The following is a 22825-nucleotide window of genomic DNA, read 5'->3' on the forward strand; positions in this document are numbered from 1 at the left end:
GGCACCGAGGCGCTGCCGGCCGGCAGCCCCGCCGCCACGGCGCAAGCACCCGACACGAGGTGCCGCGCCCCCACCCGCCCCACTGGAGACAACCATGGCATCGACCCTTAGCAACTCCCTGTGCCTGCTGGCACTCGCACTCGCCGCGCAGACGCAGGCCGTCGCGCAGACCTGCACGGCCACCGCCATCACGCCCTACATCAAGGTCGGCACGGCCGCCTGGAGCAGCAGCTCCACGGCCACCACCGCCGCCGGCAGCGCCGTCAGCCTGGGCCCGCAGCCCACCTCGGGCGGCAACTGGGCCTGGAGCGGCTGCGGCAGCAGCGGCACGGCGCGCCAGCAAAACCTCACCGCCAAGCACAGTTGCACCGCCACGGCCACCTACACCAACAGCTGCGGCGCCAAGTCCACCCGGGCCTTCACGATCACGGTGCCCGGCATGCGCGACCTGAGCAGCCTGCAGCTGTCCAAGCTGATGGGTGCGGGCTGGAACCTGGGCAACTCGCTGGAAGCCATTGGCGGCGAGACCGCCTGGGGCAACCCGCCCGCCACGCAGGCGCTGTTCAACGCGGTCAAGGCGGCAGGCTTCAAAAGCGTGCGCATCCCGGTGTCCTGGAAGCAGTACGCCGATGGCAACGACAACATCAGCGCCAGCTGGATGAGCCGCGTGACCCAGGTCGTCAACTACGCGAGGAACGCCGGCCTCTACACGATGGTCAACATCCACTGGGACGGCGGCTGGATGCAGCCCACCTATGCCAACCAGGCGCTGGCGAATGCCCGCATCACCAAGTTCTGGACGCAGATCGCCAACAACTTCAAGGGCTACGACGACACGCTGCTGTTCGCCGGCACCAATGAGGTCATGAAGGACGGCGACTACGGCACGCCCACCGTCGAGTACTACACGGTGCAGAACGGCTTCAACCAGGCCTTCGTCAATGCAGTGCGCGCCACCGGCGGCGGCAACCTGGCCCGTCACCTCATCGTGCAGGGCTTCAATACCAACATCGACCACACGGTGAACTTCGCCACGCTGCCGACCGACCCGGCAGCCAAGCGGCTGATGATGGAAGTGCACTTCTACGACCCCTACAACTTCACGCTCAACGAGAACAGCACCATCTGGCAATGGGGCGCCGCCGCCACCAGCGCCGCCAACACCGAGGCCTGGGCCAACGAGGCCTTCGTGGACGCGCAGTTCCAGAAGATGAAGACCCGCTTCGTCGATGCCGGCGTGCCGGTCATCCTGGGCGAGTTCGGCGCCATCCGCCGCACGCAGTACGCCGGCTCGGAGACCTACCGCACGAACTGGAGCCGCTACGTCGCCCGCGCCGCCTGGACGCGCGGCGCCGTGCCGGTCTGGTGGGACGCCGGCTTGCCCAATGCCAACCACAGCATGGGGCTGTTCGACCGCAGCAGCGGCGCGCAGGTCCACCCGGGCTTGATCAGCGCCGTCGTGAACGCGGCCAAGTAACGCCCCAGCGCCGGCACCCCTGAGTTGAAGACTTGAAGACAAGACCATGAAGCTGATCCTCACCCTGCTGCTCGCCCTGGCCTCGCTCGCGGTGCAGGCCGATCCCTGGCGCGAACTCAGCAGCGCCGAGCTGGCCCGCGAGATGGCGCCAGGCTGGAACCTCGGCAACTCGATGGAAGCCATTGGCGGCGAGACGGCCTGGGGCAATGCGCGCACCACGCGCCCGCTCATCCAGGCCGTCAAGGCCGCCGGCTTCCAATCCATCCGCATCCCGCTGGCCTGGCAGCAGTACACCGATGCGCAAGGCCGCATCAGGCCCGACTGGCTGGCCCGCGTGACCGAGGTCGTGGGCTGGGCGCGCGAGGCCGGCCTGATCGTCATGATCAACATCCACTGGGACGGTGGCTGGATGCAGCCCACGGCCCGACACCAGACCGAGGTCAACCGCCGCCTGGCGCTTTACTGGACGCAGATCGCCGAGCACTTCAAGGACCACGACGAAGGCCTGCTGTTCGCGGGCACCAACGAGGTCATGGTGGAAGGCGACTACGGCAAGCCCAGCGCCGAGTACGTGAAGGTGCAGAACAGCTTCAACCAGACCTTCGTGAGCACGGTGCGCGCCACCGGCGGCAACAACCCGCGCCGCCATCTCATCGTGCAGGGCTTCAACACCAACATCGACCACACGGTGGACTTCGCCGTGCTGCCCGCCGACCCCACACCGGGCCGGCTGATGATGGAAGTGCACTACTACGACCCCTACGAGTTCACGCTGAACAACGAGGGCCAGGTCTGGCAATGGGGGCGCGGCGCGACGAACGCCAAGGCCACCGCCGGCTGGGGCGATGAGGCCCATGTGGACCGGCAGTTCGACAAGATGAAGGCCCATTTCGTGGACCGGGGCGTGCCCGTCATCCTGGGCGAATACGGCGCCGTGGCGCGCCCGTCGCAGCCCGGTGCGGCGCGCTACCGCGCCGACTGGAATGCCTACGTGACGCGCGCCGCACACCAGCGCGGGCTGGTGCCGGTGTACTGGGACAACGGCGTGTTCGACAAGCGCGAGGGCTTCGCGCTGTTCGACCGGGCGACCGGCCGCGTGCTGGATGGCGCCCTGCTGGCCGCCATCATGGGCGCCATGCGCAGCGACTGAGCCGCGCGCGGCGCGGGCCGGGTCAGCGGCTGATCAGCAGATCTTCCGCCGACTTGCCGGCGGCCAGCGCGTCCTTGAACCAGGTGGGCCGCTTGCCCACGCCGGACCAGGTGCGGCCGGCGCCGTCGGTGTACTTGGCCACGCCGCCCGCCTTTTTGGCCGCGGCCGCCTTGCGCGGCTGGCTGGCAGCGGCCCGCTTGCGCGTCGCACGGGCCGGCGTGCCGCCGAACAGCTCATCGGCCGTGATGTCGTAATGGGCGATGGCTTCCTTGATGCGGTCGATGACGTCCGACTTCTCGCGCGAGCGCAATGTGTCGGCCTGTTTCTGCAATTGGGCAATCTGCTTCAACAGCGTTTGCAAACTCTTGGCCATTCGGTGCTCCATTGAAATGGTTGTTCTGAGTGCCGCATTCAATCACGGAAGATTCATTCGCCGAATGCCTCAACCTCAATGGAAACCCATGGCCATTGCAATGCCACCCAATCATTGCGGCAAAAGCTGGCATCGCTTGACGTGAATGCGCACGATTGCGGCGCATGGCCGGCCACGGGGCCGGCAGCGTCCTAACGTTCGCCTCACTTTCGCCTCATCGAGCGCTCACCTCGGCTTCCTAGAGTCCACGGCATCGGCTGCGCCGCAGCCTGTTGCTCGAGGAGCCCGCCATGACCCAGACCACCAAGCTCACCCTGACCGCCGCAGCCGCCGCCCTGCTGGGCGCCGGCGTGACGCTGACCACCGCGGCCAACGGCTGGACATTGCCTGGCCTGACCAAGTCGCAAGCCCCGGTGACGGCCCCCGGCGGCGGCGCCCCGGCTGCCACCGTCGCGCTGGCAGCCGCCGCCACGCCGGCCTCGGACGCCGCGCTGCCCCCCGCACTCGTGCCCAACTACCGCGCCATCGTGCAGACGCAGGGTCCGGCCGTCGTCGGCATCACCGTGGCCGGCCTGCACAAGGCCGGCGGCGAGGAGCGTGCGGAGCTGCCGCAAGGCATGGAGAACGATCCCTTCTTCCGCTTCTTCCGCGGCGTGCCGGGCCTGCGCATGCCGCAACAGGGCGCTCAGCCCTTTCGCGGCCAGGGCTCGGGCTTCATCATCAGCCCCGACGGCCTGGTGCTGACGAATGCCCATGTCGTGCGCGACGCCAAGCAGGTCACCGTCAAGCTCAGCGACCGCCGCGAGTTCGCGGCCCAGGTGCTGGGCAGCGACCCGGCCACCGACATCGCCGTCCTGAAGCTGGACGCCAAGAACCTGCCCACCGTGCAGCTGGGCAATGCCAAGCAGGTGCAGGTGGGCGACTATGTGCTGGCCATCGGCGCGCCCTACGGTTTCGAGCAGACGGCCACGCAAGGCATCGTCAGCGCCAAGGGCCGCAGCCTGCCGGGCGACAGCGTCGTGCCTTTCATCCAGACCGATGCGGCCGTGAACCCCGGCAACTCCGGCGGCCCGCTGTTCGACGCCTCGGGCCGCGTCGTTGGCGTCAACGCACAGATCTATTCGCAGAGCGGCGGTTTTCAGGGCCTGGCCTTCTCCATCCCCATCGACGTGGCGCTGAAGATCAAGGACCAGATCGTCGCCACGGGCAAGGTGGAGCACGCGCGGCTGGGCGTCACGCTGCAGGACCTGTCCGCGCCGCTGGCCACCTCCTTCGGCCTGGAGGCGCCGGACGGCGCGCTGGTCTCCAGCGTCATGCCGGGCAGTGCGGCTGCCAAGGCGGGCCTGAAGCCGGGCGACGTCATCACCGCCATCGATGGCGAACCCGTGCGCATCGCCGGCGATGTGTCCAGCCGCGTGGGCCTGGCGCAGCCGGGAGACAAGCTCAAGCTCAGCCTGTGGCGCGACAAGAAGGGCCTGACCGAGACCGTCGCGCTGGGCCGCGCCGACAAGGAGACGCAAGAAGCCAGCGCGGCGCCACAGGGCGGCCAGCTGGGTCTAGCGCTGCGCCCGCTGCAGCCGCAGGAGCTGCGCGGCTCGGGGCTGGACGGCGGCTTGCTGATCGAGCGCGTGACTGGTCCGGCCCAACTGGCCGGCGTGCAGGCCGGCGACGTGTTGTTGGCGCTGAACGGCAAGCCGGTGAAGAGCATTGACGAGGTGCGGGCGGCGATGAAAGATGCGCCCAAGTCCGTGGCCCTGTTGGTAGCCCGCGACGGACAACAGATCTTCGTGCCGGTGCGCATGGGTTGAGGGCCGAGGCCGCACGGGCCTGCCCCTGCGATGCACCGCCGCATGGCCATAGGGATGGCCATGCGGCGCCTGCACTGCTGCAATCCGCACCTCTTTCGCTTCACTCTGGCCACGCCCCATGCCGCTTTGTTTTCCTGACCTGCGCGCTGCCTGTGCCACGGCCGCGCTGCTCGGTGTCATCTCGTCGGCCACGGCCGGCGAGCCTGCGCCCAGGACGCTGGAGTTCGTCAAGGACAGCCCCTTGCCCGCCAGCGTGACGCTGCTGACTCGACAAGGCCCAATCGGCCGGGACACGCCGTTCTACAACGGCTACCGCCCGCAGCTGCGCTTCGCCGGCATGAAGGACGGCGTCACCTGCGCGCTGAAGCTGCCGCCGCCAGCCGACAAGCTGGAGCCCGGCGAGACGACCGACCTGACGGCCACCTGCCTGGACACGCTGCGGCTGCGCGAGGACCGGCTGGAATTCGGCGTCTACGAGGGCGGCCGCCAGGTGGGTCGCGGCACACTCAAGCCGCCGCGCTGAGTGCCGCCTTGCCTCAGGGCATGCCGTTGTCGACGTAGGTAGAAAAACCTGGCTGGGCGCCGAGACGCTGTAGCCAGGCGCTCACCGCCGGCAGTGAGGCCCGCTCGATGGGCGCGTTCAGCCAGCGCTGCGCAGACAGCCCCAGCACCACGTCGGCCAGCGTGAACGCATCCCCCGTCGCGAACGCCCCGGTGCGCGCCAGCTGCGCGTCCAGCATCGCCATGTGCCGGTTCCAGCCCACCACGCTGGCTTGAACCGCCTCCGGCGCCGCCGGCTGGCCGCGCACCAGCGCCATGAAGGCCACGCGCCACGAGTTATTCAGCTCGCCGGCCTGCCAGTCCATCCACTGCTCCACGCGGGCGCGGGCCTGCGGCTCGGCGGGCAGCAGCGCCGTGGCGCCGAGCTTGGCTGCCAGGTAGCGGCAGATGCTGTTGCTCTCCCACAGCACGAAGTCGCCATCGACGAGCACCGGGATCAGGCCGTTGGGGTTCAACGCCAGGTACTCGGGCTGCTGCGTGGACTGGAAACCCGTGCCCCAATCCTCGCGAGGCAGGTCCAGGCCCAGCAAGGCAGCGGTCCAGGTGACCTTACGGACATTGAGCGACGTGAGACGGCCCAGGAGTTTCATGCTGTCGAGTGTCGCCTGAGCCACAGGCCAAACAGCAGCGCCGTCACGTACATGCTGACGGAATAGAGCGCCGCCGGCAGCGCGACCGGAAACTGCTGCAGCACGCCCAACGCGAGGTACAGCGCCAGCGTCGAGTTGTGCACGCCCACCTCGAAGGCGATGGCAATGCACAGCGGCCGCGGCAGCCGCGCGGTGCGTCCCAGGCCGTAGCCGGCGGCCAGGCTCAGCACATTGAAGGCCAGCACGGCGCCGCCCAGCTCGCCGGCTGCGCCCATCAAGGCTTCGCGCTCCTTGGCGATGGCCGCCACGGTCAGTACAACCAGCAGCACGGCGGACAGTGCCTTCACCGGCTTGTCCAGCGCCGCTGCGAGGCCGGGCCGCGAGCGCCGCACGGCCATGCCCAGCAGCACCGGCACGGCGATGACACCGATGACCTCCGCCAGCTTCTGCCACGGCAACGGCACCACCTGCCCGCCACCGGCGTAGTGCGCGATGGCCCAGTTGGCGATCAGCGGCAGCGTGACGAGCGACAGCACGGTGTTCAACGCCGTCAGCGACAGGTTCATCGCCACATGCCCGCCGAACAGGTGGCTGAAAAGGTTGGCCGTGATGCCGCCTGGCGACGCGGCCAGCAGCATCAGGCCCACGGCGTACAGCGGCGGCAGGTTGAACGCGGCGATGACGGCCACGCACACGAGCGGCAGCACGAGAACCTGCAGACCCAACGCCAGCACGGCAGCCAGCGGGTGGTCGCGCAGCCGGCGGAAATCGTCCAGCGTCAGCGACAGGCCCAGGCCGGCCATGACAACGGCGAGCACGCCGAGCAGCGCATTGGTCAACACGGCAGCGGTCACGGCATCAGTCCCGGAAGTTGCTGTTCAGGCGGTCCAGCTTGCGCAGCAACGCCGGCCACACGAAGGCGCCGCCCAGGCCGCCGGTCTGCACGCGCATAGCCTCGGCGGTGCCGCGCAGGATGGCGGGGTCCACGGGCGTCAGCGCGCCGCCGCCGCTTTGTGCGGCGAGCTGGATGCGGCAGGTGGCCTCGAAGGTGTGCATGGCCAGGAAGGCATCGGCCACCGACCGGCCCACCGTCAGCAGGCCGTGGTTCTTCAGCAGCAGGAAGGTGGCGGCGCCCAGGTCGGCCTGCAGGCGCGGCCCCTCGTCGGGGCGGAAGGCCACACCCTCGTAACCATGCGTGGCCAGCGATGCCAGCACGAAGGTGCTCTGCTGCGAGATGGGCAGCACGCCACCCGCCTGCGCGCTGACCGCCACACCGGCCGTCGTGTGGGTGTGCAGCACGCATTGCACGTCGGGCCGCGCCGCGTGCACGGCGCTGTGGATGACGAAACCGGCCGGGTTGACCGGGTACGGCGAGTCGATCACCTTGTGGCATTGGCCGTCCACCTTCACGAGGCTGCTGGCCGTGATCTCATCGAACATGAGCCCATAGGGGTTGATGAGGAAGTGATGCTCGGGGCCAGGCACGCGGGCGCTGATGTGGGTGAAGACGAGGTCGTCCCAGCCCATCAGCGCCACGAGCCGATAGCAGGCCGCGAGGTCTTCGCGCAGCGCCCATTCTTCGGGGCCTACCTGGTCGCGCACGGTCGAGGTCATGGCTGTCTCCTTCAAGTGGTTGTCTGACGATTGGGGCATGCGCGGGGCCTGTCGATCTGTCCGAAACCAGACAATTCAGGGCATGCCCGAATACTTGGCCCTGCGTGACAACCCGTGGTTCGCGTCTCTGCCCGCCACGCTGGCCGACGCGGTGCTGGCCGCCGGCCGCGTACAGCCCCTGGCCGCGGGCGAGGTGCTGTTCCGCCAGGGCGATGCGCCGGGGGACTGGCACGCCGTGTACAGCGGCGCCATCAAAGCCAGCAGCACAGCGGCGGACGGCACCGAGTCCATCCTTGCCGTGCTGGAGCCGGGCAACTGGTTCGGCGAGATCTCGCTGCTGGACGGCGGCCCACGCGTGCACGACGCCACGGCCATGGGCGCTACCACCGTGTTCGCCGTGCCGGCCAATGCCTTCGCGCGCTTCATGCAGGACACCGCGTTCGCGACCGCGCTGGCGCGGCTCATGGCCGGGCGGCTGCGCACGTTGTTCGGCATCGTCGAGGACGCCACGCTGCGACCCACCCGCGCCCGGCTGGCCCGGCGGCTGGCGCTGCTGGCGCGCGGCGACGCCACGCAGGCATTGCAGGCGCGCCAGCACCTGCCGGTATCGCAGGAGGCGCTGGCGATGATGCTGGGCCTGACCCGCCAGACACTGAGCAAGGAGCTGGGCGAGCTGGCCAAGGCCGGCGCCGTGAAGCTGGGCTACCGCAGCATCGCCATCGTCGACGCGGCGCTACTGGACCGGCTGGGCGAGTAGCAGCACCGTCCAGCGGCCGGCGTCGTCGCAGGCCAGTTGCACCAGGCCGGGCCCCGGCACGCCGCCCACACGCGCGTGGCTGAGCGCCGTCAGCTCGCGCAGCAGCACGCTGACGCGCGCGTCCAGCCGCTTGGCCAGCCGCGTCAGCGCGACGGGCTCGCCGGCCGGCGCCAGCTCGCGCAGCGCCTGAAGCAGCTCAGCCTGCATGGCGCGTCAGCACGACCGGGATGGACTTGCTGGTGGGCGTGCGCGCGGTGATGGAAAAACTCTCCAGCGGCACCAGCGGGTTGGTCTCGGGGTAGTAGCTGGCCAAGCAACCGCGCGGGATGTCGTAGGCCACCAGCAGGAAGCGCTCGGCACGGCGCTGCTGCACGTCGCCGCCGGCCTCACCGATGTAGAGGCTGGTGATGTCCACCCAGTCACCCGCTTTCAGGCCCAGGTCCTTCAGGTCGTCGGCGTGGATAAAGACGACTCGGCGGTGGCCGTAGACGCCGCGATAGCGGTCGTCGTGGCCGTAGATGGTGGTGTTGTACTGGTCGTGCGAGCGCAGCGTGGTCAGCGTGAAGACGCGTTGGTCTCGGTGGCGATCGGCCACGCGCTCTGTGGCCAAGTCGGTCGGCAGCGCATGCGTACTGAACTCCGCGCGGCCGCTGGCCGTGGCCCAGACGCGCTCGCTGGCGGTGTTGCGCAGCCGGAAGCCGCCGGGCGCCTTGAGCTTCTCGTTGAAGCCGGCGAAGTCAGGCAGCACGGCTTCGATCTTGTCGCGAATGGCGGCGTAGTCCCCCGCCAGCGCCAGCCACGGCGTGCGGCTGGCCGGCAGCGTGGCCGCCGCCATGCGGGCCACCACCATGGGCTCGGACAGCAGGTGCTCGCTGGCCGGCGCGTTCATACCGTGCGACAGGTGCACCATGCTCATCGAGTCTTCCACCGTGACGCCCTGCGGGCCGCTGGCCTGCATGTCGATCTCGGTGCGGCCCAGCACCGGCAGCACCAGCGCCTGACGGCCGTGCACGACGTGGCTGCGGTTGAACTTGGTGGTGATGTGCACCGTCAGCCCGCACTGGCGAAGCGCGCGCCACGTGGCCGCCGTGTCGGGCGTGGCCGCAGCGAAGTTGCCACCCATCGCGATGAACACCTTGCCCCGGCCGTCCAGCATGGCCTGAATGGCACCGACCGTGTCGACGCCATGCGCGCGCGGCGGCGTGAACCCGAACACCTCGCCCAGCTTGTCGAGAAAGGCTGGCGCGGGCTTCTCGTAGATGCCCATCGTGCGGTCGCCCTGCACGTTGCTGTGGCCACGCACCGGGCAGGCGCCGGCGCCAGGCCGGCCCAGGTTGCCGCGCAGCAGCAACAGGTTGACGATCATCTGGATGGTCGCCACCGAATGCCGGTGCTGCGTGATGCCCATGCCCCAGCAGGCGATGACGCGCTCGCTGCTGGCGTAGAGGTCGGCCGCCTGCTCGATCTGCTCGCGGGTCAGCCCCGAGGCGTCGACGAGCGGGGCCCATGGCTGCTCGCGCAGCTCGGCGACGAACGACTCGAAGCCGGTCGTGTGCTCGGCGATGAAGGCCTCGTCCAGCAGCCCGCGCTCGACGACGCGCTTGCACATGCCCTTGAGCAACGCAAAGTCGCCGCCCACCTTGAGCTGGACGTAGTGGCTGCTGATCGGCGAGTCGCCCAGCGTGGCCATCTCCATCGCGTTCTGCGGGTCGGCAAAGCGCTCCAGGCCCCGCTCGCGCAGCGGGTTGAAGCTGATGATGCGCGCGCCGCGCTTGCGGGCCGCGCGCAGCTCGCCCAGCATGCGCGGGTGGTTGGTGCCGGGGTTCTGGCCGAACACGAGGATGCAGTCGGCCTGCTCAAAGTCCGCCAGCGTCACCGTACCCTTGCCGACGCCGATGGTGGGCTTGAGCCCCGAGCCGCTGGGCTCGTGGCACATGTTGGAGCAGTCGGGGAAGTTGTTGGTGCCGAACTCGCGCACGAACAGCTGGTACAGGAATGCGGCCTCGTTGCTGGTGCGCCCCGACGTGTAGAAGATGGCCTCGTTCGGGTCCGGCAGCGCCCGCAGCTCGCTGGCGATCAGCGCGAAGGCGGCGTCCCAGCTCGTACGCTCGTAGCGGTCCGTCTGCGGGTTGTAGGCCATGGGCTCGGTCAGCCGGCCGGTGGCCTCCAGCTCGTAGTCCGACACCTCGGCCCACTCGCTCAAGGTCTTCGCGCCAATGACCTCGGGCGTGGCCCGCCGCGCTGTCGCCTCGGCGGCCACGGCCTTGGCGCCGTTCTCGCAGAACTCGAAGGTGGAGCGGTGGTCGCGGTCCGGCCACGCGCAGCCGGGGCAGTCGAAGCCGTCGGCCTGGTTGGCATGCAGCAGCGTCTTGGCGCCCTTCACCGGCACGCCCTGCTCGTTCAGGTGCCTGGCCACGCTCTTCAGCGCGCCCCAGCCCCCGGCGGGGCCGTCGTACAGCTCAATCTTCTTGGCTTCACTCATGGCGGGGCAGCCTAGCACTGCAGGCTGCCCCGTCTCGCGGAGCAACCGCCTTCGCCCAGGCGCCGGCCTTGCGGCATTCGCCCCCCCGTACGCGGGGGGCAGAACGGTATTGCTGCCCATCTAGGGGTGCCCGCACGCCGACAACGCCGGTATTCTGCAGGCCAGTTTCGTTCGTATTCAGGAGTCGGCATGTTCCGCAAAATCGCTCTGTCCAGCCTCATCGCACTCGGCCTCGCCGGCGGCGCTCACGCGGCCAATGTCTACGCTGCCGATCTCGGCAACATCACGCCGTCGTTCGACACCGATGGCATCGCCACGGTCGGCACAGGGGCCTTCGTGTACGACTTTTTCTTCACCGCGTCGGCGCCCTACGTCGGCGCCGTGTCGGTGGCCGATCTGCCGTCGGTGAACCTGGGCTCGCAGCGCTACAACATCACCGGCCTGTCGCTGTCCCTGTGGCAAGACGGCGGCACCCTGGGCGTCAAGGACGCCGCTGACGTGTTCCTGGGCTCGTTCGGCTCGGGCGACTACATCAGCGTCCAGACGCCGGGCTCCTGGGCCGCCGGCAGCTACTTCTTCGAAGCCACCGGCACGGGCGCTGGCACTGCGGGCGGCCGCCTGTCGTACACCGCTTCCGCGGTCGCTGTGCCGGAACCGCAAACCTACGCCATGCTGCTGGCTGGCCTGGGCGCCATCGGCTTCCTGGCGCGCCGCCGCCGCGCCTGATCTCACCTCGCGTGAATGCAAGGGCCTGCAATGCAGGCCCTTTTCTTTTGGTGCTGCCGATGTTGTGGTTCAAGCGGCTGGTGCGTCGGTCAGCCGTGGGGTCCGTTCACCCCACAGGCCGATGCTCCGTGCCCTCACCCCGAGTGACAAACAGCATCCGGCTGGGCGCGAACACCCGCGCCGTGTGCCACACCCCGCGCGGCACCAGTTGCGCTGCCCGGCCGGTCAGGCGCACCACCGTTTCACCCTCGGCCAGCGCCAGCACCAGCGCCGCATCGCCGCTGAGCAGGTAGACGAACTCGTCGCCCTGCGGATGCCGCTCCCAGGTACTCCAGTCCTGCGTGCACTCGAACTCGGTGATCAGCCAGCCCTGGTCGAACGCACTCAGCTGCTCAGGCGGCAAGCCCCAGAACGCCTCGCCGCCCGGTACCGGGGTGACGCTGCCGTCATGGGCCAGGTGAACGTAGGTGGTGTCAGGGGTCAAAGGCATGGCACGGGCACTCCTGCGCGGCAACACGCCCGCTCGTCCAGCCTAGGGCAGTTGCGGCTCAGAAGGCAATCCCAGGCCATGAACTCGCTTCACGCACAGGATCTGGTGCCCAGCGCCGCCCGGCTATCCTCCCCCGCATGCCGCGCGCTCTGCATTCCGCCCCCCTGAGTCTGGCCCTGTGCCTGACCCTTGCCGCCTGCAGCGAGGTGGCCAACGGGCCGGGCATGATCAGCCAGCGCATCGGTGAACAGGTGCGCGACCCGGCGGCCACCACGGTGGACCTCGGCCGACTCACCAGCTTCGGCTGGGACCGCTTCGTCGTGTTCAAGCCCGGCACCTCGCGGGAAGACATTTGCGCCTTCATTGGCGCCGGCCGCAACCACTGCGGGCGCATCGTGCGCTACACAGCCGTGCCGCCGGACTGCGTGGCCCTGGCGTTCGCGCTGGACGACCAGCTGACCCACCTGGAGCTGCACGCACTGACCAACGGCAGGCTGGAGGCCGGCACGCCGCCCCGCAGCGTGCCGCGCGCCACGGCCGTGTTCCGCATTCACCGCGAGACTTCCGAGCGCGTCTGGCTGGAAGCCCAGACCCCGCCCCCAGCCCCTTGACCCCTGCACGATGCGACGAGTCCTGATCATTGACGACCACCCTGGTGTGGGCCAGGCGCTGGAGCTGCTGCTGTCCCTTCACGACATCGAGGCCAGCGTGGCAGCCAGCCCGGCCGAGGGCCTGGCGCTGCTGGAGACACGGCCATTCGGGCTGGTCATCCAGGACATGAACTTCTCGACCGACACGACCTCCGGCGAGGAAGGCGAGCAGCTCTTTCGCGCCATCCGTTCCCGGCGGCCCGACCTGCCCATCATCCTGCTCACCGCCTGGACGCGGCTGGACGCCGCCGTAGCACTGGTGAAGGCAGGCGCGGCGGACTACCTGGCCAAGCCCTGGGACGACGCCAAGCTGGTGGCCACCGTCGAGAACCTGCTGGAGCTGGGCGAGGCCAGCCGCGAGGTTGCGCAGCTGCGCGAGGCGCGGCGGCAGCGCAAGGCGTCGCTGGCACGCCGACACGATCTCTCGGGCCTGGTGTTTGATGCAGACGCCACGCTGAGCCTGCTGGAGCTGGCCGGCCAGATCGCCGCCGCGCCGGTGCCGGTGCTCATCACCGGACCCAACGGCGCGGGCAAGGAGCGCATCGCGGCCTTCGTGCATGCGAACTCTGCGGCCAAGGATGGCCCCTTCGTCGCGCTGAACTGCGGCGCGCTGCCCGCAGACCTCATCGAGGCCGAGCTGTTCGGCAGCGACAGCGGCGCCTACACCGGCGCGGCCAAGGCGCGCGTGGGCCGCTTCGAGGCGGCGGACAGCGGCACGCTGTTCCTGGACGAGATCGCCAACCTGCCGCTGGCCGGCCAGATGAAGCTGCTGCGCGTGCTGGAGACTGGACAGTTCGAGCGGCTTGGGTCCAGCAAGACGCGCCAGACCCGCGTGCGCGTGCTGAGCGCCACGAACGCCGACCTGCGTGCCATGGTGAAGGCCGGCAGCTTCCGCGAGGACCTGTTCTACCGTCTCAACCTCATCGAGCTCAGGCTGCCCCCGCTGGCCGAACGGCGCGACGACGTGCTGCCGCTGGCCGAGCATTTCCTGGCAGGCCGCGCGCGGCTGGGCGAGGCAGCGCGCGACGCGCTGCTGGCGCACCGCTGGCCGGGCAATGTGCGCGAGCTGAAGAACGCCGTGGAGCGCGCCGCCCTGCTGGGCGGTGGCGGCGAGATCACGCCCGCCCTGCTCGGGCTGGACGACCTGCCCGGCAGCGGCCCCGCCTGGCGCAACCTCGACGAGCCCAGCCGCGACGCCGTCGTCGCCGCGCTGGGTTCAGCGGCCGGCAACGTCAGCCGCGCGGCGGCGCAGCTGGGGCTGTCGCGCCAGGCGCTGTACCGGCGGCTGGAGCGCTACGGCATCACCCCATGAGGCCACTGTCCCTGCGCGCCCGCGCGCTGCTGGCGCTGGCAACGGCCGCCGCCGTGCCACCGCTGGTCATCCTGGGCGTGCGCCGGCTGGGCCTGGACGACGGCTGGGCGCTGGCGGCCGCCATGGCCGTGATGCTGCCGCTGCTGGCCTGGCTGGCGGCGTGCTGGCTGGCGCCGCTGCAGCGGTTGACGCGCGCGCTCGAAGGCGCGGTGCTGAGCTACCGCGACGGCGACTTCAGCCTCAACCTCGCTCCCGACGGCCCGCGCGAGCTGGCGGGGCTCATGCAACAGCATGCCGAGCTGGGCCTGGCGCTGCGCGAGCAACGGCAGCACCTGGCCCAGCGCGAGCTGCTGCTGGACACGGTGGTGCAGAACACGCCCACGGCGCTGGTGCTGACCGGGCCCGGCGGCAAGGTGGCGATTGCCAACCTGGCAGCGCGCCAGCTGCTGGCCGGCGGGCGTAGCCTGACAGGGCTGGACTTCGCCACCGTCATCGCGCCGCTGCCGGCCCCACTGCGCGAGGCGCTGCAGGGCGAGGCCGACCAGCTGTTCGCAGTCACGCTGCTCGACCAGCCCGAGGAAACCTTCCACCACAGCACCCACGCGTTCCGGCTGCAGGGCCAGCCCCACAGGCTGCGGCTGCTGCGGCGCATGACGCGCGAACTGTCACGTGCCGAGGTGGCCACGTGGAAGCGCGTCATCCGCGTGCTGAGCCACGAGCTCAACAACTCGCTGGCGCCTATCTCGTCGCTGGCGCACAGCGGCGCCGAGCTGGCGCGGCGCGGCGACACCACGCGGCTGCCGCAAGTGCTGGCCAGCATCGGTGAACGGGCATCGCACCTGCACGGCTTCCTGAGCGGTTACGCCAGCTTCGCCAAGCTACCGGCGCCGCGCCGCGAGGCGGTGGACTGGGCGGCGTTCCTGCAACGGCTGGGCACGCTGGCCGAGTTTCACGTGGACGGCGAGCTGCCGGCCGAGCCCGGCTGGTTCGACGCCGCACAGGTGGAGCAGGCGCTGCTGAACCTCGTCAAGAACGCGCACGAGTCGGGCAGCGACCCCGACGAGATAGCGCTGCGAGTGGGCACGGCCGTCGGCGAGCAGCGCATCGAGTTGCTGGACCGCGGCCCCGGCATGAGCGAAGCCGTGCTGGCGCAGGCACTACTGCCGTTCTATTCCACCAAGCGTGCCGAACCGGGCGCGCCGAGTGGCACAGGCCTGGGCCTGGCGCTGGTGCGCGAGATCGTGGAAGCGCACGATGGCCGCGTGACGCTGGCCAACCGCGACGGCGGAGGCCTGTGCGTGACGATCAGCCTGCCGGGATCAGCAGTGCCGCCAGGCCGCTGAAGCTCAGGAAGGCCAGCGCGGTGGACGCCAGGATGATGCGCGCGATGCGCCCGGTGTCCGCACCATAGCGCTCGGCCAGCAACGACACATTGCTGGCGCTGGGCAAAGCGGCAGCCAGCGTCAGCGCGATGAGCTGGCTCGGCGTCAGCGGTGCGCCCAGCGCCTGGGCGGCGCTGCCCAGCGCGAACACCAGCATCGGGTGCAGCACCAGTTTGATGGCTGCCACCGGCAGGTAGTGCGAGGCGGGCGTCACGCGGCCGGCGGCCCGGTTGGAGCGGCCCGAGCGGCTGAGCACGGCCCCGATGGTGAACAAGGCCACCGGCGACGCCGCCTCGGCCAGCATGGCCACGGTCTTGTTCAGCGGCCCCGGCAGGCTCACGCCCAGCGTGCCGACGAGCGCGCCCGCCGCGATGGCCCAGGGCAGCGGGTTGGACGCTGCCGCCTTGAGCGACTGCACGAAGGCGGCCCGCTCGGCGCGCAGGCCGGGCCCGGCCTGGGCCAGCGCCAAGCACAGGGAGCTGGTGACGAACAGGTCGGCCAGGATGGTGCTGATAACCACGCCGCCGGCCTGCGGCCCCAGCAGCGCGACGATCAGCGGCACGCCCATGAAGCCGGTGTTGGGAAACGCCGCCACCAGCGCGCCCAACGCCAGGTCCTTCATGCCCAGCGCCGTCGTGCGCGTCAGGCGCAGCGTGAGGAACACGAGGGCTAGCGCAGCGGCCAGGTACACGCCCAGCAGCGCCGGGTTCAGCAACTGCAGCACCGGCGTGTCGCGCCCGAAGCGGAACAGCAGGCAGGGCAGCGCGAAGAACAGCACGAAGCCGTTCAGGCCAGGGATGGCGCTGTCGGGCAGCCAGCCGCGCTGGGCGGCCAGCCAGCCGCACAGCACGAGGGCGAAGAAGGGGAAGGTGGTGGCGAGGACGGCGAACATGCGCGGGCAGACGGGCAGCGACGTGCGGGCCGCAGTATCCGGGAGCCCGCGCCTCGCCGTGAGCGAATGCGCGCCGCCCCCGCCTTCGTCCACGCAGGGGATGGCCGGCGGCTACGGGTCACCCCTAATATGCGGTGATGCGCATGCCGAATCTGTCCCTGCCGCCCCCTGCTGCCGCCGCCCCGCTGGACGAAGGCCAGGCGCTGGGCGTGTGGCGGCTGGAGAAGCCGCTGCCCGACGGCGAGCAGGCGCATGCCGGTCAGTGGTACAGCGCCCACCACGGGCGTGCCGCTGAGCAGAAGGCGGCCGTGCTGGTGCTGGACCGCAGCGACCAGGGCGCCGGGGTCATGCTGCGCTACGCCGACCAGGCCGGCGACCTCGCCTCGCTGCAACACCCCCACATCGCCGTGCCCAGCGACAGCGGCGTCACGCCCGACGCCCACCCCTACCTCATCATCGAGGGCTCGCACGGCGAGCCGCTGCTGCCGCAGTTGCACCAGCTCAGCCTGCGCCAGCGCATCGATCTGCTGGTGCAGTTGTGCGAGGCGCTGCGCTCGGCCCACCAGCAAGGCTGGCTGCTGGCCGAGCTGGACCCCGCCATGATCTGGCTGGACGCCGACGGCAACGTGCGGCTGATGGGGCTGGGCCTGGCCCGCATCCCCGACCCCACCGACCCCTTCGACCGCGGCCTCAGCCTGGGCGCGGCGCCGGCCTTCACGGCACCCGAGCGCCGCGACGGCGCACCGCCCAGCCTGGCCAGCGAGATCTACGGCCTGGGCGCCTTCGCCCGCGTGCTGATCTGCGGCTGGGAAGACACCCCCAAGGGCCTGGCCCCCCGGCGCGGCAGCGCGGGCGACCAGTGGCCCCGCCTCAGCGAGGTGCTGCAGATGCAGCTGGACGCACTGCTGCGCGCAACGATGGCCGAATCGCCCGAGCTGCGCACGCGCGGCGCCGAGGGCCTGGCCGACGAGTTGCGCGAATGGCTGGGCCAGGCGCCCAAGCGCAGCGCGCTGGCGGCCAGTGCCCGCTCGAGCCGCCAGCAACAGCCCTGGTGGAAGCGCTGGCTGCGCCCGCAATCGCCCTGAGCCCCGCCCCCCCTGCCTGCGGGCCGGCCAAGCCGGGCTTGTCGGGATGTCCGCCACGCGGCGCTGGGCAACAATGCGGCCCCCAAACCCGGAGGCTCCCATGGCCCGCTCCTCGCGGCTTCGCGTATTGCTGACGTCCGCTCGCCGCCCGACGGCGTGTTTCCGCTGATGGCTGCCACGGGCCACCCGCAGGCCGGGCTGTTCGGCTTCGGCACGCTGCGCCTGAGCCGCCCGGCGACCTGGCAGCAAGGCCTGGCCCTGCTGGCCGGCATCGCCATGGGCGTCATCGGCGTCGAGCTCGCCCGCCATCACCCGCTGTCGGGCACGCTGGCGCTGGCGGCCTGGGGCCTGGCCGCCGCTGCGGCCGCCGTGCTGTGGGTGAAATCGCCGGCGCTGCTGCTCGCGCCGCTGCCGCTGATCGGCCTGGCGCCCTGGAGCGGCTGGATCAGCTTCGAGGAGCTGGACCTGCTGGCCACCGCCTGCGGCTGCGGTGGCTACCTGGCCTATGCGCTGCAACTCAATGCCCGCGACCGCGCGCCGGCCTGGCGGCATGGCCTGGTGTATTCGCCTGCGGTGCAGCTGCTGATCCTGGCGTTGGCCGCGTCAGCGATGCTGGGCATGTGGCGCGGCTTTGAGGATGCCGGCGGCTTTGTCTTCGGCTGGTTCCACGGCTACCACGAGCCCATGAACTCGGTGCGCAACGGCAAGGCGCTGTTCCTGGCGCTGGCGCTGCTGCCGCTGTGGACGGCCGCCGCTGCGGCGCGGCCGCGCGGCTTTTCGCGCGGGCTGCTGCTGGGGCTGGTGCTGGCGCTGGCCGCCGGCAGCCTCGCCGCGCTGTGGGAGCGGCTGGCCTACACGGGGCTGCTGGACTTCTCCACCGACTACCGCACCACCGCGCTGTTCTGGGAGATGCATGTGGGGGGCGCGGCGCTGGACGGCTTCCTCGTCATGACGCTGCCGTTCGCGCTGCTGGCGCTGCTGCGCACGCGCTCGCCGTGGTGGTTCGCGGCGGGCCTGGGCGTCGTGCTGCTGGCGGCCTATGCGGTGCTGACGACGTTCTCGCGCGGCGTGTACCTCGCGCTGCCGCTGATGCTGGTGCCCCTGGTGCTGCTGGCCGATGCGCAGCGCCGGCGCGCTGCCGGCTCGGGGCCGGAGAGCAGCCACCTGGACAGCACGCTGGGCGCGGTGGACGCGCCGCTGCCGCGGCTGGCCAAGCTGGGTGCGCTGGCCATGGCCGCCGCCTTCGCGCTGGCCGCCACGCTGGTGTTCACGGGCGGCGGCTACCGCGGGCTGATCGCGCTGTTCTTCGTCATGGCCATGCTGCTGGTCATGCCCGCCAGCCTGTGGCGGCCCAGCCTGGGCCAGCGGCTGACAGCCGTGCTGATGGGCGCCGTGCTGGCGCTGCTGCTGGGCGGGGCGAGCTGGGCGCTGTCGGTGGCGGTGCCCAAGGCGGCCTATGTGCTGAACGTCGTCGCGCTGCTGTGCTGCGCCGCGCTGCGCTGGCGGGACGCGCCGGGGCAGACGCGCCCGGTCTATGTGCTGCTGGTGACGGCGAGCTGGTTCTGGCTGCTGTCCACCATGGTCATCGTGGCGGACTACTGGGGCGGCACCACGGGCCGCTGGACGTCCATGGCCGCCGGCCTGGCGCTGGGCGGGGTGTGGTCGGCCATGCTGCTGGAGCCGCGCCTGTGGCCGCTGCAGGATGCCGGCGCCACGGGGTCAGCGGCCTGGCGCAAGCGCGCCCTGCTGGTGGCGGGGCTGCTGCTGGTGATGGCCGTGGTGGCCGCGCTGGGCGGCGGCGCCTACCTGCGTGACCGCATGGCGACGTGGAAGGAGGACGGCCTGTTCCGCCTGACGCACTGGCGCGAGGGCCTGCGCCTGCTGCACGGCCCGGAGCAATGGCTGCTGGGGCGCGGCACCGGCCGCTTCGTGCCGGCCAACTTCTACGAAGGCGCCAACGAAGCCCGCATCGGCGACTACCGGCTGCGCACCGACGAGGGCGAGGCCTACCTGGCGCTGACAGCGGGCAAGCACGTGCTGGGGCGAGGCGAGCTTTTCCGCATCAGCCAGCGCATCGCCGCGCCGGCACCGGGAACAGCCAAGGTCACGCTGGTCAGCCGCACCGCCAGCGACGCCACCCTCGTGCTGGAGATCTGCGAACGCAATCTCATCTATCCGGACAACTGCCATGCCGTTGCCTCCCAGCTCAAGCCCCAGCGGGCCGAGGGGGCCGACCCTCAGCGCGTGGGTGACTGGCAGAGGCAGACCTTCGAGATTCCAGGCGTGCAAGCCATGGGCGGCGACTGGTGGGCGCCCCGCTTCGTGACGTTCTCGATGTCGCTGGACGCGCGCGGCGGGCGCTTGGACATCAGCCGCATCGCGCTGCACGACGCCCAGGGCCGCGCACTGCTGACCAACGGCGACTTCAACCGCGAGATGGCGCACTGGTTCTTCAGCAGCGACCGCCACCACCTCCCCTGGCACATGAAGAACGCCGCGCTGCACGTGCTGTTCGAGCAAGGGCTGCTGGGGCTGGCGCTGCTGGGGTCGGCCGTGGTGCTGGTGCTCGCGCGCCTGTCGTTCGGCCGCGGGCGCGACCACCCGCTGGCACCCGCCATCGTGGCCGCGCTGATCGGCTTTGCCACCGTCGGCGCCTTCGACAGCCTGCTGGACGCGCCCCGCATCGGCTTCGTCTTCTTCACGCTGCTGCTGCTGGGGCTGGGCCTGCGGGCGCTGCCGGGCGAGGGCGTGGCCCGCGTGGCATGATGCGCGCCCCTCGTCCAAGGTATCCCTTGGCCGGTCCCCCGGGGGGGCGGCGATGCATGCGGCGTTGAGCCGCGTTCACATCGCCAGCGCGGTCCGGCTTGGGAGCGGCCCGGCGCTCGGCCCGCAGGGCGCGCCGCCAGCCTGACCGCCATGTCTTCCGCCCCGTCCGCCGGCCTCAACCCGGCCCAGCTCGCCGCCGTCCACCACCTGGACGGCCCCTGTCTCGTCATCGCCGGCGCGGGCTCGGGCAAGACCAAGGTCATCACCACCAAGATCTGGCAGCTGCTGCACTCGGGCTACCGCGCCAACCAGATCGCCGCCATCACGTTCACGAACAAGGCCGCGCAGGAGATGCGCGAGCGGGCCAAGCAGTTGGTGGGCAAGAAGGCCGCCAAGGATCTGGCCATTTCCACCTTCCACTCGCTGGGCGTGCGCCTGCTGCGCGAGGAAGGCACGCGCATCGGGCTGAAGGAGCAGTTCTCCATCCTGGACAGCGACGACGTGCTGAACGTGCTGAAGGACGCCGGCGGCACGACCGATGCCAAGCAGGCGCAGCGCTGGCAATGGACGATCTCCCTGTGGAAGAACAACGGCGTCGGCCCGCTGCAGGCCGCGCAGATCGCCGCAGACGACGACGAGCGCGCGGCTGCCGCCGTCATGGTGCGCTACCAGGAACGCCTGGCCGCTTATCAGGCGGTGGACTTCGACGACCTCATCACGCTGCCGCTGAAGCTGCTGACGACCGACGCCGAGGCGCGCGCGAAGTGGCAGAACAAGCTGCGCTACGTGCTGGTGGACGAGTACCAGGACACCAACGCCGTGCAGTACGAGCTGCTGAAGGCGCTGGTGGGCGAGCGCGGCATGTTCACCGCCGTGGGCGACGACGACCAGTCCATCTACGGCTGGCGCGGCGCCACCATCGAGAACCTGAAGAAGCTGCCCACGGACTACCCGGCACTCAAGGTCATCCCGCTGGAGCAGAACTACCGCTCCACGGGCGCCATCCTGCGCGCGGCCAACAACGTCATCGCCGGCAACCCCAAGCTGTTCCAGAAGAAGCTGTGGAGCGAGTACGGCGACGGCGAGCCCATCGCACTGCTGGAGGCCGACGGCGAGGAGCACGAGGCCGAGCGCGCCGTGGCCCGCATCCAGCAACTGCGCGCCGACGGCAAGGGGCCCAACTTCAAGGACTTCGCCATCCTGTACCGCGCCAACCACCAGGCGCGCGTGTTCGAGCAGGCGTTGCGCCGCGCGCAGATCCCGTACAAGGTGTCGGGCGGCCAGAGCTTCTTCGACAAGGCCGAAATCAAGGATCTGTGCGCCTGGCTGCGCCTGCTGGTGAACCAGGACGACGACCCGGCCTTCCTGCGCGCCGTGACCACGCCCAAGCGCGGCATCGGCCACACGACGCTGGGCGCGCTGAGCACCTTTTCGGCTCAGTGGAAGTGCAGCATGTTCGAGGCCCTCTTCTCCGAGAGCCTGGCCACCGCCGTCACCCAGCGCGGCCTGGACAGCCTGCACGAATTCGGCCGCGCCGTGAACGAGCTGCAGCACAAGGCCCGCCACACCGAGGGCCACACCGCCGCGCACGCGATGCTGATGGCCTGGCTCAAGGACATCGGCTACGAGCAGCACCTCGTCGACAACGAGGAGAACGAGAAGGTCGCCCAGGCGCGCTGGGGCAATGTGCTGGACTTCGTCGACTGGGTGTCCAAGCGTTGCGGCGGACAGCAGAGCGAGGAAGACGGCGTCAGCTTCACCGAGCCCAAGCAGAGCGTGCTGGACGTGGCGCAGACCATCTCGGTCATCCTGTCCCTGGCCGAGCGCGGCGACGAGCAGGACCAGGTGACGCTGACGACGCTGCACGCGTCCAAGGGCCTGGAGTGGCCGCATGTGGTGCTGGCCGGCGTCAACGAAGGCCTGCTGCCCTTCAGGCGCGAGGACGTCGAACTGACGGTCGAAGCGCTGGAGGAGGAGCGGCGCCTCATGTACGTGGGCATCACGCGGGCACGCACGACGCTGGCCGTCTCCACGCTGCGCCGCCGCAAGAAGGGCCGCGACACGGTGGTGGGCATTCCCAGCCGCTTCCTGGCGGAAATGAAGCTGCACGAGGAAAGCGGCCGCGAAGACCCGCGCGAGAAGCTCAAGCGCATGCGGGCCGAGCTGGCCGCCAAGGCTGCGGCCAGAGACGACAAACCCGCGCCCTGAGCGACAGCGCCGCATGCGGTGGTCAAGGCCGGCTCGCCCATTCGCGGGGGGAACCCCTCAGGCGCGTGAAGTCTTCACAACTGCGCCACGCTAGGCTGGGAACAATCCGTTGCAGAACTTTCGCCCACGGTGAGCCCGCATCATGAAGTCACTGTTCCTTGCTGCCGCTCTTGTCGCGCTGGCCTCCACCTCGCAGGCCAGCGCCGCCCGCGAACCCCAGGCCCGGGGTGAACACACCGTCGCCGTCATGGCCGATGCCGGCCGGCTGAGCGCGGCCGGCCTGACCGGCACGCGCGACGCGGCTGCCTGGGAGGGCTCCGGCCACGCCTCGGCCAACGCCGATTTCGACACGCTGAGCGCAGCTGTCGAACCAGGTCAGTGGCTGCTGGCGCTGGGCCTGGCCGGCCTCGCGGCCTATCGCCCGGTGAGCCGCTGGCTGCGCCGCCAGGAGCAGCAGCGGCGCGCCAGCGCGCTGTCCAGCACGCTGCCGCGCCGCTGAGCG

21 protein-coding genes are annotated in these 22825 nt (G+C 70.5%); 13 read left to right on the top strand and 8 right to left on the bottom strand.

All coding sequences use genetic code 11. The features are described from left to right. The first annotated feature begins 94 nt into the window (after positions 1-94). Positions 95-1477 (top strand): glycoside hydrolase family 5 protein, encoded by a 1383-nt coding sequence (locus ACG0Z3_RS14350; protein WP_394398533.1) that lies wholly within the window; start codon positions 95-97, stop codon positions 1475-1477. Positions 1478-1523: 46 nt separating this feature from the next. Next, positions 1524-2627, top strand: coding sequence for a glycoside hydrolase family 5 protein (locus ACG0Z3_RS14355; protein ID WP_394398535.1), 1104 nt, complete (start codon positions 1524-1526; stop codon positions 2625-2627). A gap of 22 nt (positions 2628-2649) precedes the next feature. On the opposite strand, the gene ACG0Z3_RS14360 is transcribed toward ACG0Z3_RS14355, so the two are convergent. Next, positions 2650-3000, bottom strand: a complete 351-nt coding sequence (locus ACG0Z3_RS14360) for an H-NS histone family protein (protein ID WP_394398537.1) — start codon at positions 2998-3000, stop codon at positions 2650-2652. Positions 3001-3290: 290 nt separating this feature from the next. Here ACG0Z3_RS14360 and ACG0Z3_RS14365 point away from each other — a divergent pair, with 290 nt between their 5' ends. Together ACG0Z3_RS14365 and ACG0Z3_RS14370 are read left to right on the top strand one after the other, a co-directional pair. Beyond that, positions 3291-4808: a Do family serine endopeptidase gene (locus tag ACG0Z3_RS14365; protein ID WP_394398539.1), complete on the top strand. Its 1518-nt coding sequence runs from the start codon at positions 3291-3293 to the stop codon at positions 4806-4808. Positions 4809-4926: 118 nt separating this feature from the next. Continuing rightward, positions 4927-5331, top strand: coding sequence for a hypothetical protein (locus ACG0Z3_RS14370; RefSeq protein ID WP_394398541.1), 405 nt, complete (start codon positions 4927-4929; stop codon positions 5329-5331). A gap of 13 nt (positions 5332-5344) precedes the next feature. Here the strand turns inward: ACG0Z3_RS14370 and ACG0Z3_RS14375 are convergent, their stop codons facing one another. Genes ACG0Z3_RS14375 through ACG0Z3_RS14385 form a run of 3 tightly spaced genes read right to left on the bottom strand, consistent with a single transcriptional unit; the run spans position 5345 to position 7573 of the window. Next, positions 5345-5959, bottom strand: a complete 615-nt coding sequence (locus ACG0Z3_RS14375) for a glutathione S-transferase family protein (protein WP_394398543.1) — start codon at positions 5957-5959, stop codon at positions 5345-5347. Continuing rightward, positions 5956-6813 carry a bile acid:sodium symporter family protein gene (locus tag ACG0Z3_RS14380; RefSeq protein WP_394398545.1) on the bottom strand — a complete coding sequence of 286 codons (858 nt, stop codon included), beginning with the start codon at positions 6811-6813 and terminating at the stop codon, positions 5956-5958. Before ACG0Z3_RS14380 ends, ACG0Z3_RS14375 begins: the two co-directional genes overlap by 4 nt. A gap of 4 nt (positions 6814-6817) precedes the next feature. Then, positions 6818-7573, bottom strand: coding sequence for a class II aldolase/adducin family protein (locus ACG0Z3_RS14385; RefSeq protein ID WP_394398547.1), 756 nt, complete (start codon positions 7571-7573; stop codon positions 6818-6820). Positions 7574-7655: 82 nt separating this feature from the next. Here ACG0Z3_RS14385 and ACG0Z3_RS14390 point away from each other — a divergent pair, with 82 nt between their 5' ends. Continuing rightward, positions 7656-8330: a Crp/Fnr family transcriptional regulator gene (locus tag ACG0Z3_RS14390; RefSeq protein WP_394398549.1), complete on the top strand. Its 675-nt coding sequence runs from the start codon at positions 7656-7658 to the stop codon at positions 8328-8330. On the opposite strand, the gene ACG0Z3_RS14395 is transcribed toward ACG0Z3_RS14390, so the two are convergent. Together ACG0Z3_RS14395 and ACG0Z3_RS14400 are read right to left on the bottom strand one after the other, a co-directional pair. Beyond that, positions 8307-8537, bottom strand: a complete 231-nt coding sequence (locus ACG0Z3_RS14395; RefSeq protein WP_394398551.1) for a hypothetical protein — start codon at positions 8535-8537, stop codon at positions 8307-8309. The two genes, ACG0Z3_RS14390 and ACG0Z3_RS14395, sit on opposite strands and share 24 nt — an antisense overlap. Further along, complete coding sequence (locus ACG0Z3_RS14400) at positions 8527-10812, bottom strand: FdhF/YdeP family oxidoreductase (protein WP_394398553.1); 2286 nt, start codon at positions 10810-10812, stop codon at positions 8527-8529. Before ACG0Z3_RS14400 ends, ACG0Z3_RS14395 begins: the two co-directional genes overlap by 11 nt. 189 nt (positions 10813-11001) lie before the next feature. On the opposite strand from ACG0Z3_RS14400, the gene ACG0Z3_RS14405 reads away from it, so the two are divergent. Next, positions 11002-11538 carry an FxDxF family PEP-CTERM protein gene (locus ACG0Z3_RS14405; protein WP_394398555.1) on the top strand — a complete coding sequence of 179 codons (537 nt, stop codon included), beginning with the start codon at positions 11002-11004 and terminating at the stop codon, positions 11536-11538. 106 nt (positions 11539-11644) lie between these two features. On the opposite strand, the gene ACG0Z3_RS14410 is transcribed toward ACG0Z3_RS14405, so the two are convergent. Continuing rightward, the gene (locus tag ACG0Z3_RS14410; RefSeq protein ID WP_394398557.1) at positions 11645-12028 is read right to left on the bottom strand and encodes a cupin; all 384 of its coding nucleotides are present in this window, start codon (positions 12026-12028) and stop codon (positions 11645-11647) included. A gap of 137 nt (positions 12029-12165) precedes the next feature. Between ACG0Z3_RS14410 and ACG0Z3_RS14415 the strand changes: the two genes are divergently transcribed. The 3 genes from ACG0Z3_RS14415 to ACG0Z3_RS14425 are packed head-to-tail and all read left to right on the top strand — an operon-like array spanning position 12166 to position 15333. After that, complete coding sequence (locus tag ACG0Z3_RS14415) at positions 12166-12639, top strand: hypothetical protein (RefSeq protein WP_394398559.1); 474 nt, start codon at positions 12166-12168, stop codon at positions 12637-12639. A gap of 10 nt (positions 12640-12649) precedes the next feature. Then, entirely contained in the window at positions 12650-13990 is a 1341-nt protein-coding gene (locus ACG0Z3_RS14420) for a sigma-54-dependent transcriptional regulator (protein WP_394398561.1), read from the top strand. Next, the gene (locus ACG0Z3_RS14425) at positions 13987-15333 is read left to right on the top strand and encodes a sensor histidine kinase (RefSeq protein WP_394398563.1); all 1347 of its coding nucleotides are present in this window, start codon (positions 13987-13989) and stop codon (positions 15331-15333) included. Before ACG0Z3_RS14420 ends, ACG0Z3_RS14425 begins: the two co-directional genes overlap by 4 nt. On the opposite strand, the gene ACG0Z3_RS14430 is transcribed toward ACG0Z3_RS14425, so the two are convergent. Further along, positions 15296-16264 (bottom strand): AEC family transporter, encoded by a 969-nt coding sequence (locus ACG0Z3_RS14430; RefSeq protein ID WP_394398565.1) that lies wholly within the window; start codon positions 16262-16264, stop codon positions 15296-15298. The genes ACG0Z3_RS14425 and ACG0Z3_RS14430 overlap by 38 nt on opposite strands. Before the next feature lie 137 nt (positions 16265-16401). On the opposite strand from ACG0Z3_RS14430, the gene ACG0Z3_RS14435 reads away from it, so the two are divergent. From ACG0Z3_RS14435 to ACG0Z3_RS14450, 4 genes are all read left to right on the top strand, one after another. Continuing rightward, positions 16402-17349 (top strand): protein kinase family protein, encoded by a 948-nt coding sequence (locus tag ACG0Z3_RS14435; RefSeq protein WP_394398567.1) that lies wholly within the window; start codon positions 16402-16404, stop codon positions 17347-17349. 168 nt (positions 17350-17517) lie between these two features. Continuing rightward, positions 17518-20115 carry a hypothetical protein gene (locus tag ACG0Z3_RS14440; RefSeq protein WP_394398569.1) on the top strand — a complete coding sequence of 866 codons (2598 nt, stop codon included), beginning with the start codon at positions 17518-17520 and terminating at the stop codon, positions 20113-20115. Between the two features lie 150 nt (positions 20116-20265). Further along, on the top strand, positions 20266-22323 hold the full coding sequence (locus tag ACG0Z3_RS14445; RefSeq protein WP_394398571.1) for an ATP-dependent helicase: 2058 nt from the start codon (positions 20266-20268) through the stop codon (positions 22321-22323). A gap of 142 nt (positions 22324-22465) precedes the next feature. After that, positions 22466-22822: a hypothetical protein gene (locus ACG0Z3_RS14450; protein WP_394398573.1), complete on the top strand. Its 357-nt coding sequence runs from the start codon at positions 22466-22468 to the stop codon at positions 22820-22822. Positions 22823-22825: the final 3 nt, after the last annotated feature.

The sequence above is a fragment of the Pelomonas margarita genome, from assembly GCF_043555875.1.
Lineage (GTDB): Bacteria > Pseudomonadota > Gammaproteobacteria > Burkholderiales > Burkholderiaceae_C > Pelomonas > Pelomonas margarita.

What these genes read in the sequence shown, in the direction of transcription:
- ACG0Z3_RS14360 (WP_394398537.1), bottom strand. Translation starts at nt 3,000, where the DNA reads ATGGCCAAGAGTTTGCAAACGCTGTTGAAGCAGATTGCCCAATTGCAG.
- ACG0Z3_RS14450 (WP_394398573.1), top strand. Translation starts at nt 22,466, where the DNA reads ATGAAGTCACTGTTCCTTGCTGCCGCTCTTGTCGCGCTGGCCTCCACC.
- ACG0Z3_RS14410 (WP_394398557.1), bottom strand. Translation starts at nt 12,028, where the DNA reads ATGCCTTTGACCCCTGACACCACCTACGTTCACCTGGCCCATGACGGC.
- ACG0Z3_RS14390 (WP_394398549.1), top strand. Translation starts at nt 7,656, where the DNA reads ATGCCCGAATACTTGGCCCTGCGTGACAACCCGTGGTTCGCGTCTCTG.
- ACG0Z3_RS14415 (WP_394398559.1), top strand. Translation starts at nt 12,166, where the DNA reads ATGCCGCGCGCTCTGCATTCCGCCCCCCTGAGTCTGGCCCTGTGCCTG.
- ACG0Z3_RS14435 (WP_394398567.1), top strand. Translation starts at nt 16,402, where the DNA reads ATGCGCATGCCGAATCTGTCCCTGCCGCCCCCTGCTGCCGCCGCCCCG.
- ACG0Z3_RS14400 (WP_394398553.1), bottom strand. Translation starts at nt 10,812, where the DNA reads ATGAGTGAAGCCAAGAAGATTGAGCTGTACGACGGCCCCGCCGGGGGC.
- ACG0Z3_RS14370 (WP_394398541.1), top strand. Translation starts at nt 4,927, where the DNA reads ATGCCGCTTTGTTTTCCTGACCTGCGCGCTGCCTGTGCCACGGCCGCG.
- ACG0Z3_RS14425 (WP_394398563.1), top strand. Translation starts at nt 13,987, where the DNA reads ATGAGGCCACTGTCCCTGCGCGCCCGCGCGCTGCTGGCGCTGGCAACG.
- ACG0Z3_RS14350 (WP_394398533.1), top strand. Translation starts at nt 95, where the DNA reads ATGGCATCGACCCTTAGCAACTCCCTGTGCCTGCTGGCACTCGCACTC.
- ACG0Z3_RS14405 (WP_394398555.1), top strand. Translation starts at nt 11,002, where the DNA reads ATGTTCCGCAAAATCGCTCTGTCCAGCCTCATCGCACTCGGCCTCGCC.
- ACG0Z3_RS14445 (WP_394398571.1), top strand. Translation starts at nt 20,266, where the DNA reads ATGTCTTCCGCCCCGTCCGCCGGCCTCAACCCGGCCCAGCTCGCCGCC.
- ACG0Z3_RS14355 (WP_394398535.1), top strand. Translation starts at nt 1,524, where the DNA reads ATGAAGCTGATCCTCACCCTGCTGCTCGCCCTGGCCTCGCTCGCGGTG.
- ACG0Z3_RS14395 (WP_394398551.1), bottom strand. Translation starts at nt 8,537, where the DNA reads ATGCAGGCTGAGCTGCTTCAGGCGCTGCGCGAGCTGGCGCCGGCCGGC.
- ACG0Z3_RS14430 (WP_394398565.1), bottom strand. Translation starts at nt 16,264, where the DNA reads ATGTTCGCCGTCCTCGCCACCACCTTCCCCTTCTTCGCCCTCGTGCTG.
- ACG0Z3_RS14375 (WP_394398543.1), bottom strand. Translation starts at nt 5,959, where the DNA reads ATGAAACTCCTGGGCCGTCTCACGTCGCTCAATGTCCGTAAGGTCACC.
- ACG0Z3_RS14420 (WP_394398561.1), top strand. Translation starts at nt 12,650, where the DNA reads ATGCGACGAGTCCTGATCATTGACGACCACCCTGGTGTGGGCCAGGCG.
- ACG0Z3_RS14440 (WP_394398569.1), top strand. Translation starts at nt 17,518, where the DNA reads ATGGCTGCCACGGGCCACCCGCAGGCCGGGCTGTTCGGCTTCGGCACG.
- ACG0Z3_RS14365 (WP_394398539.1), top strand. Translation starts at nt 3,291, where the DNA reads ATGACCCAGACCACCAAGCTCACCCTGACCGCCGCAGCCGCCGCCCTG.
- ACG0Z3_RS14385 (WP_394398547.1), bottom strand. Translation starts at nt 7,573, where the DNA reads ATGACCTCGACCGTGCGCGACCAGGTAGGCCCCGAAGAATGGGCGCTG.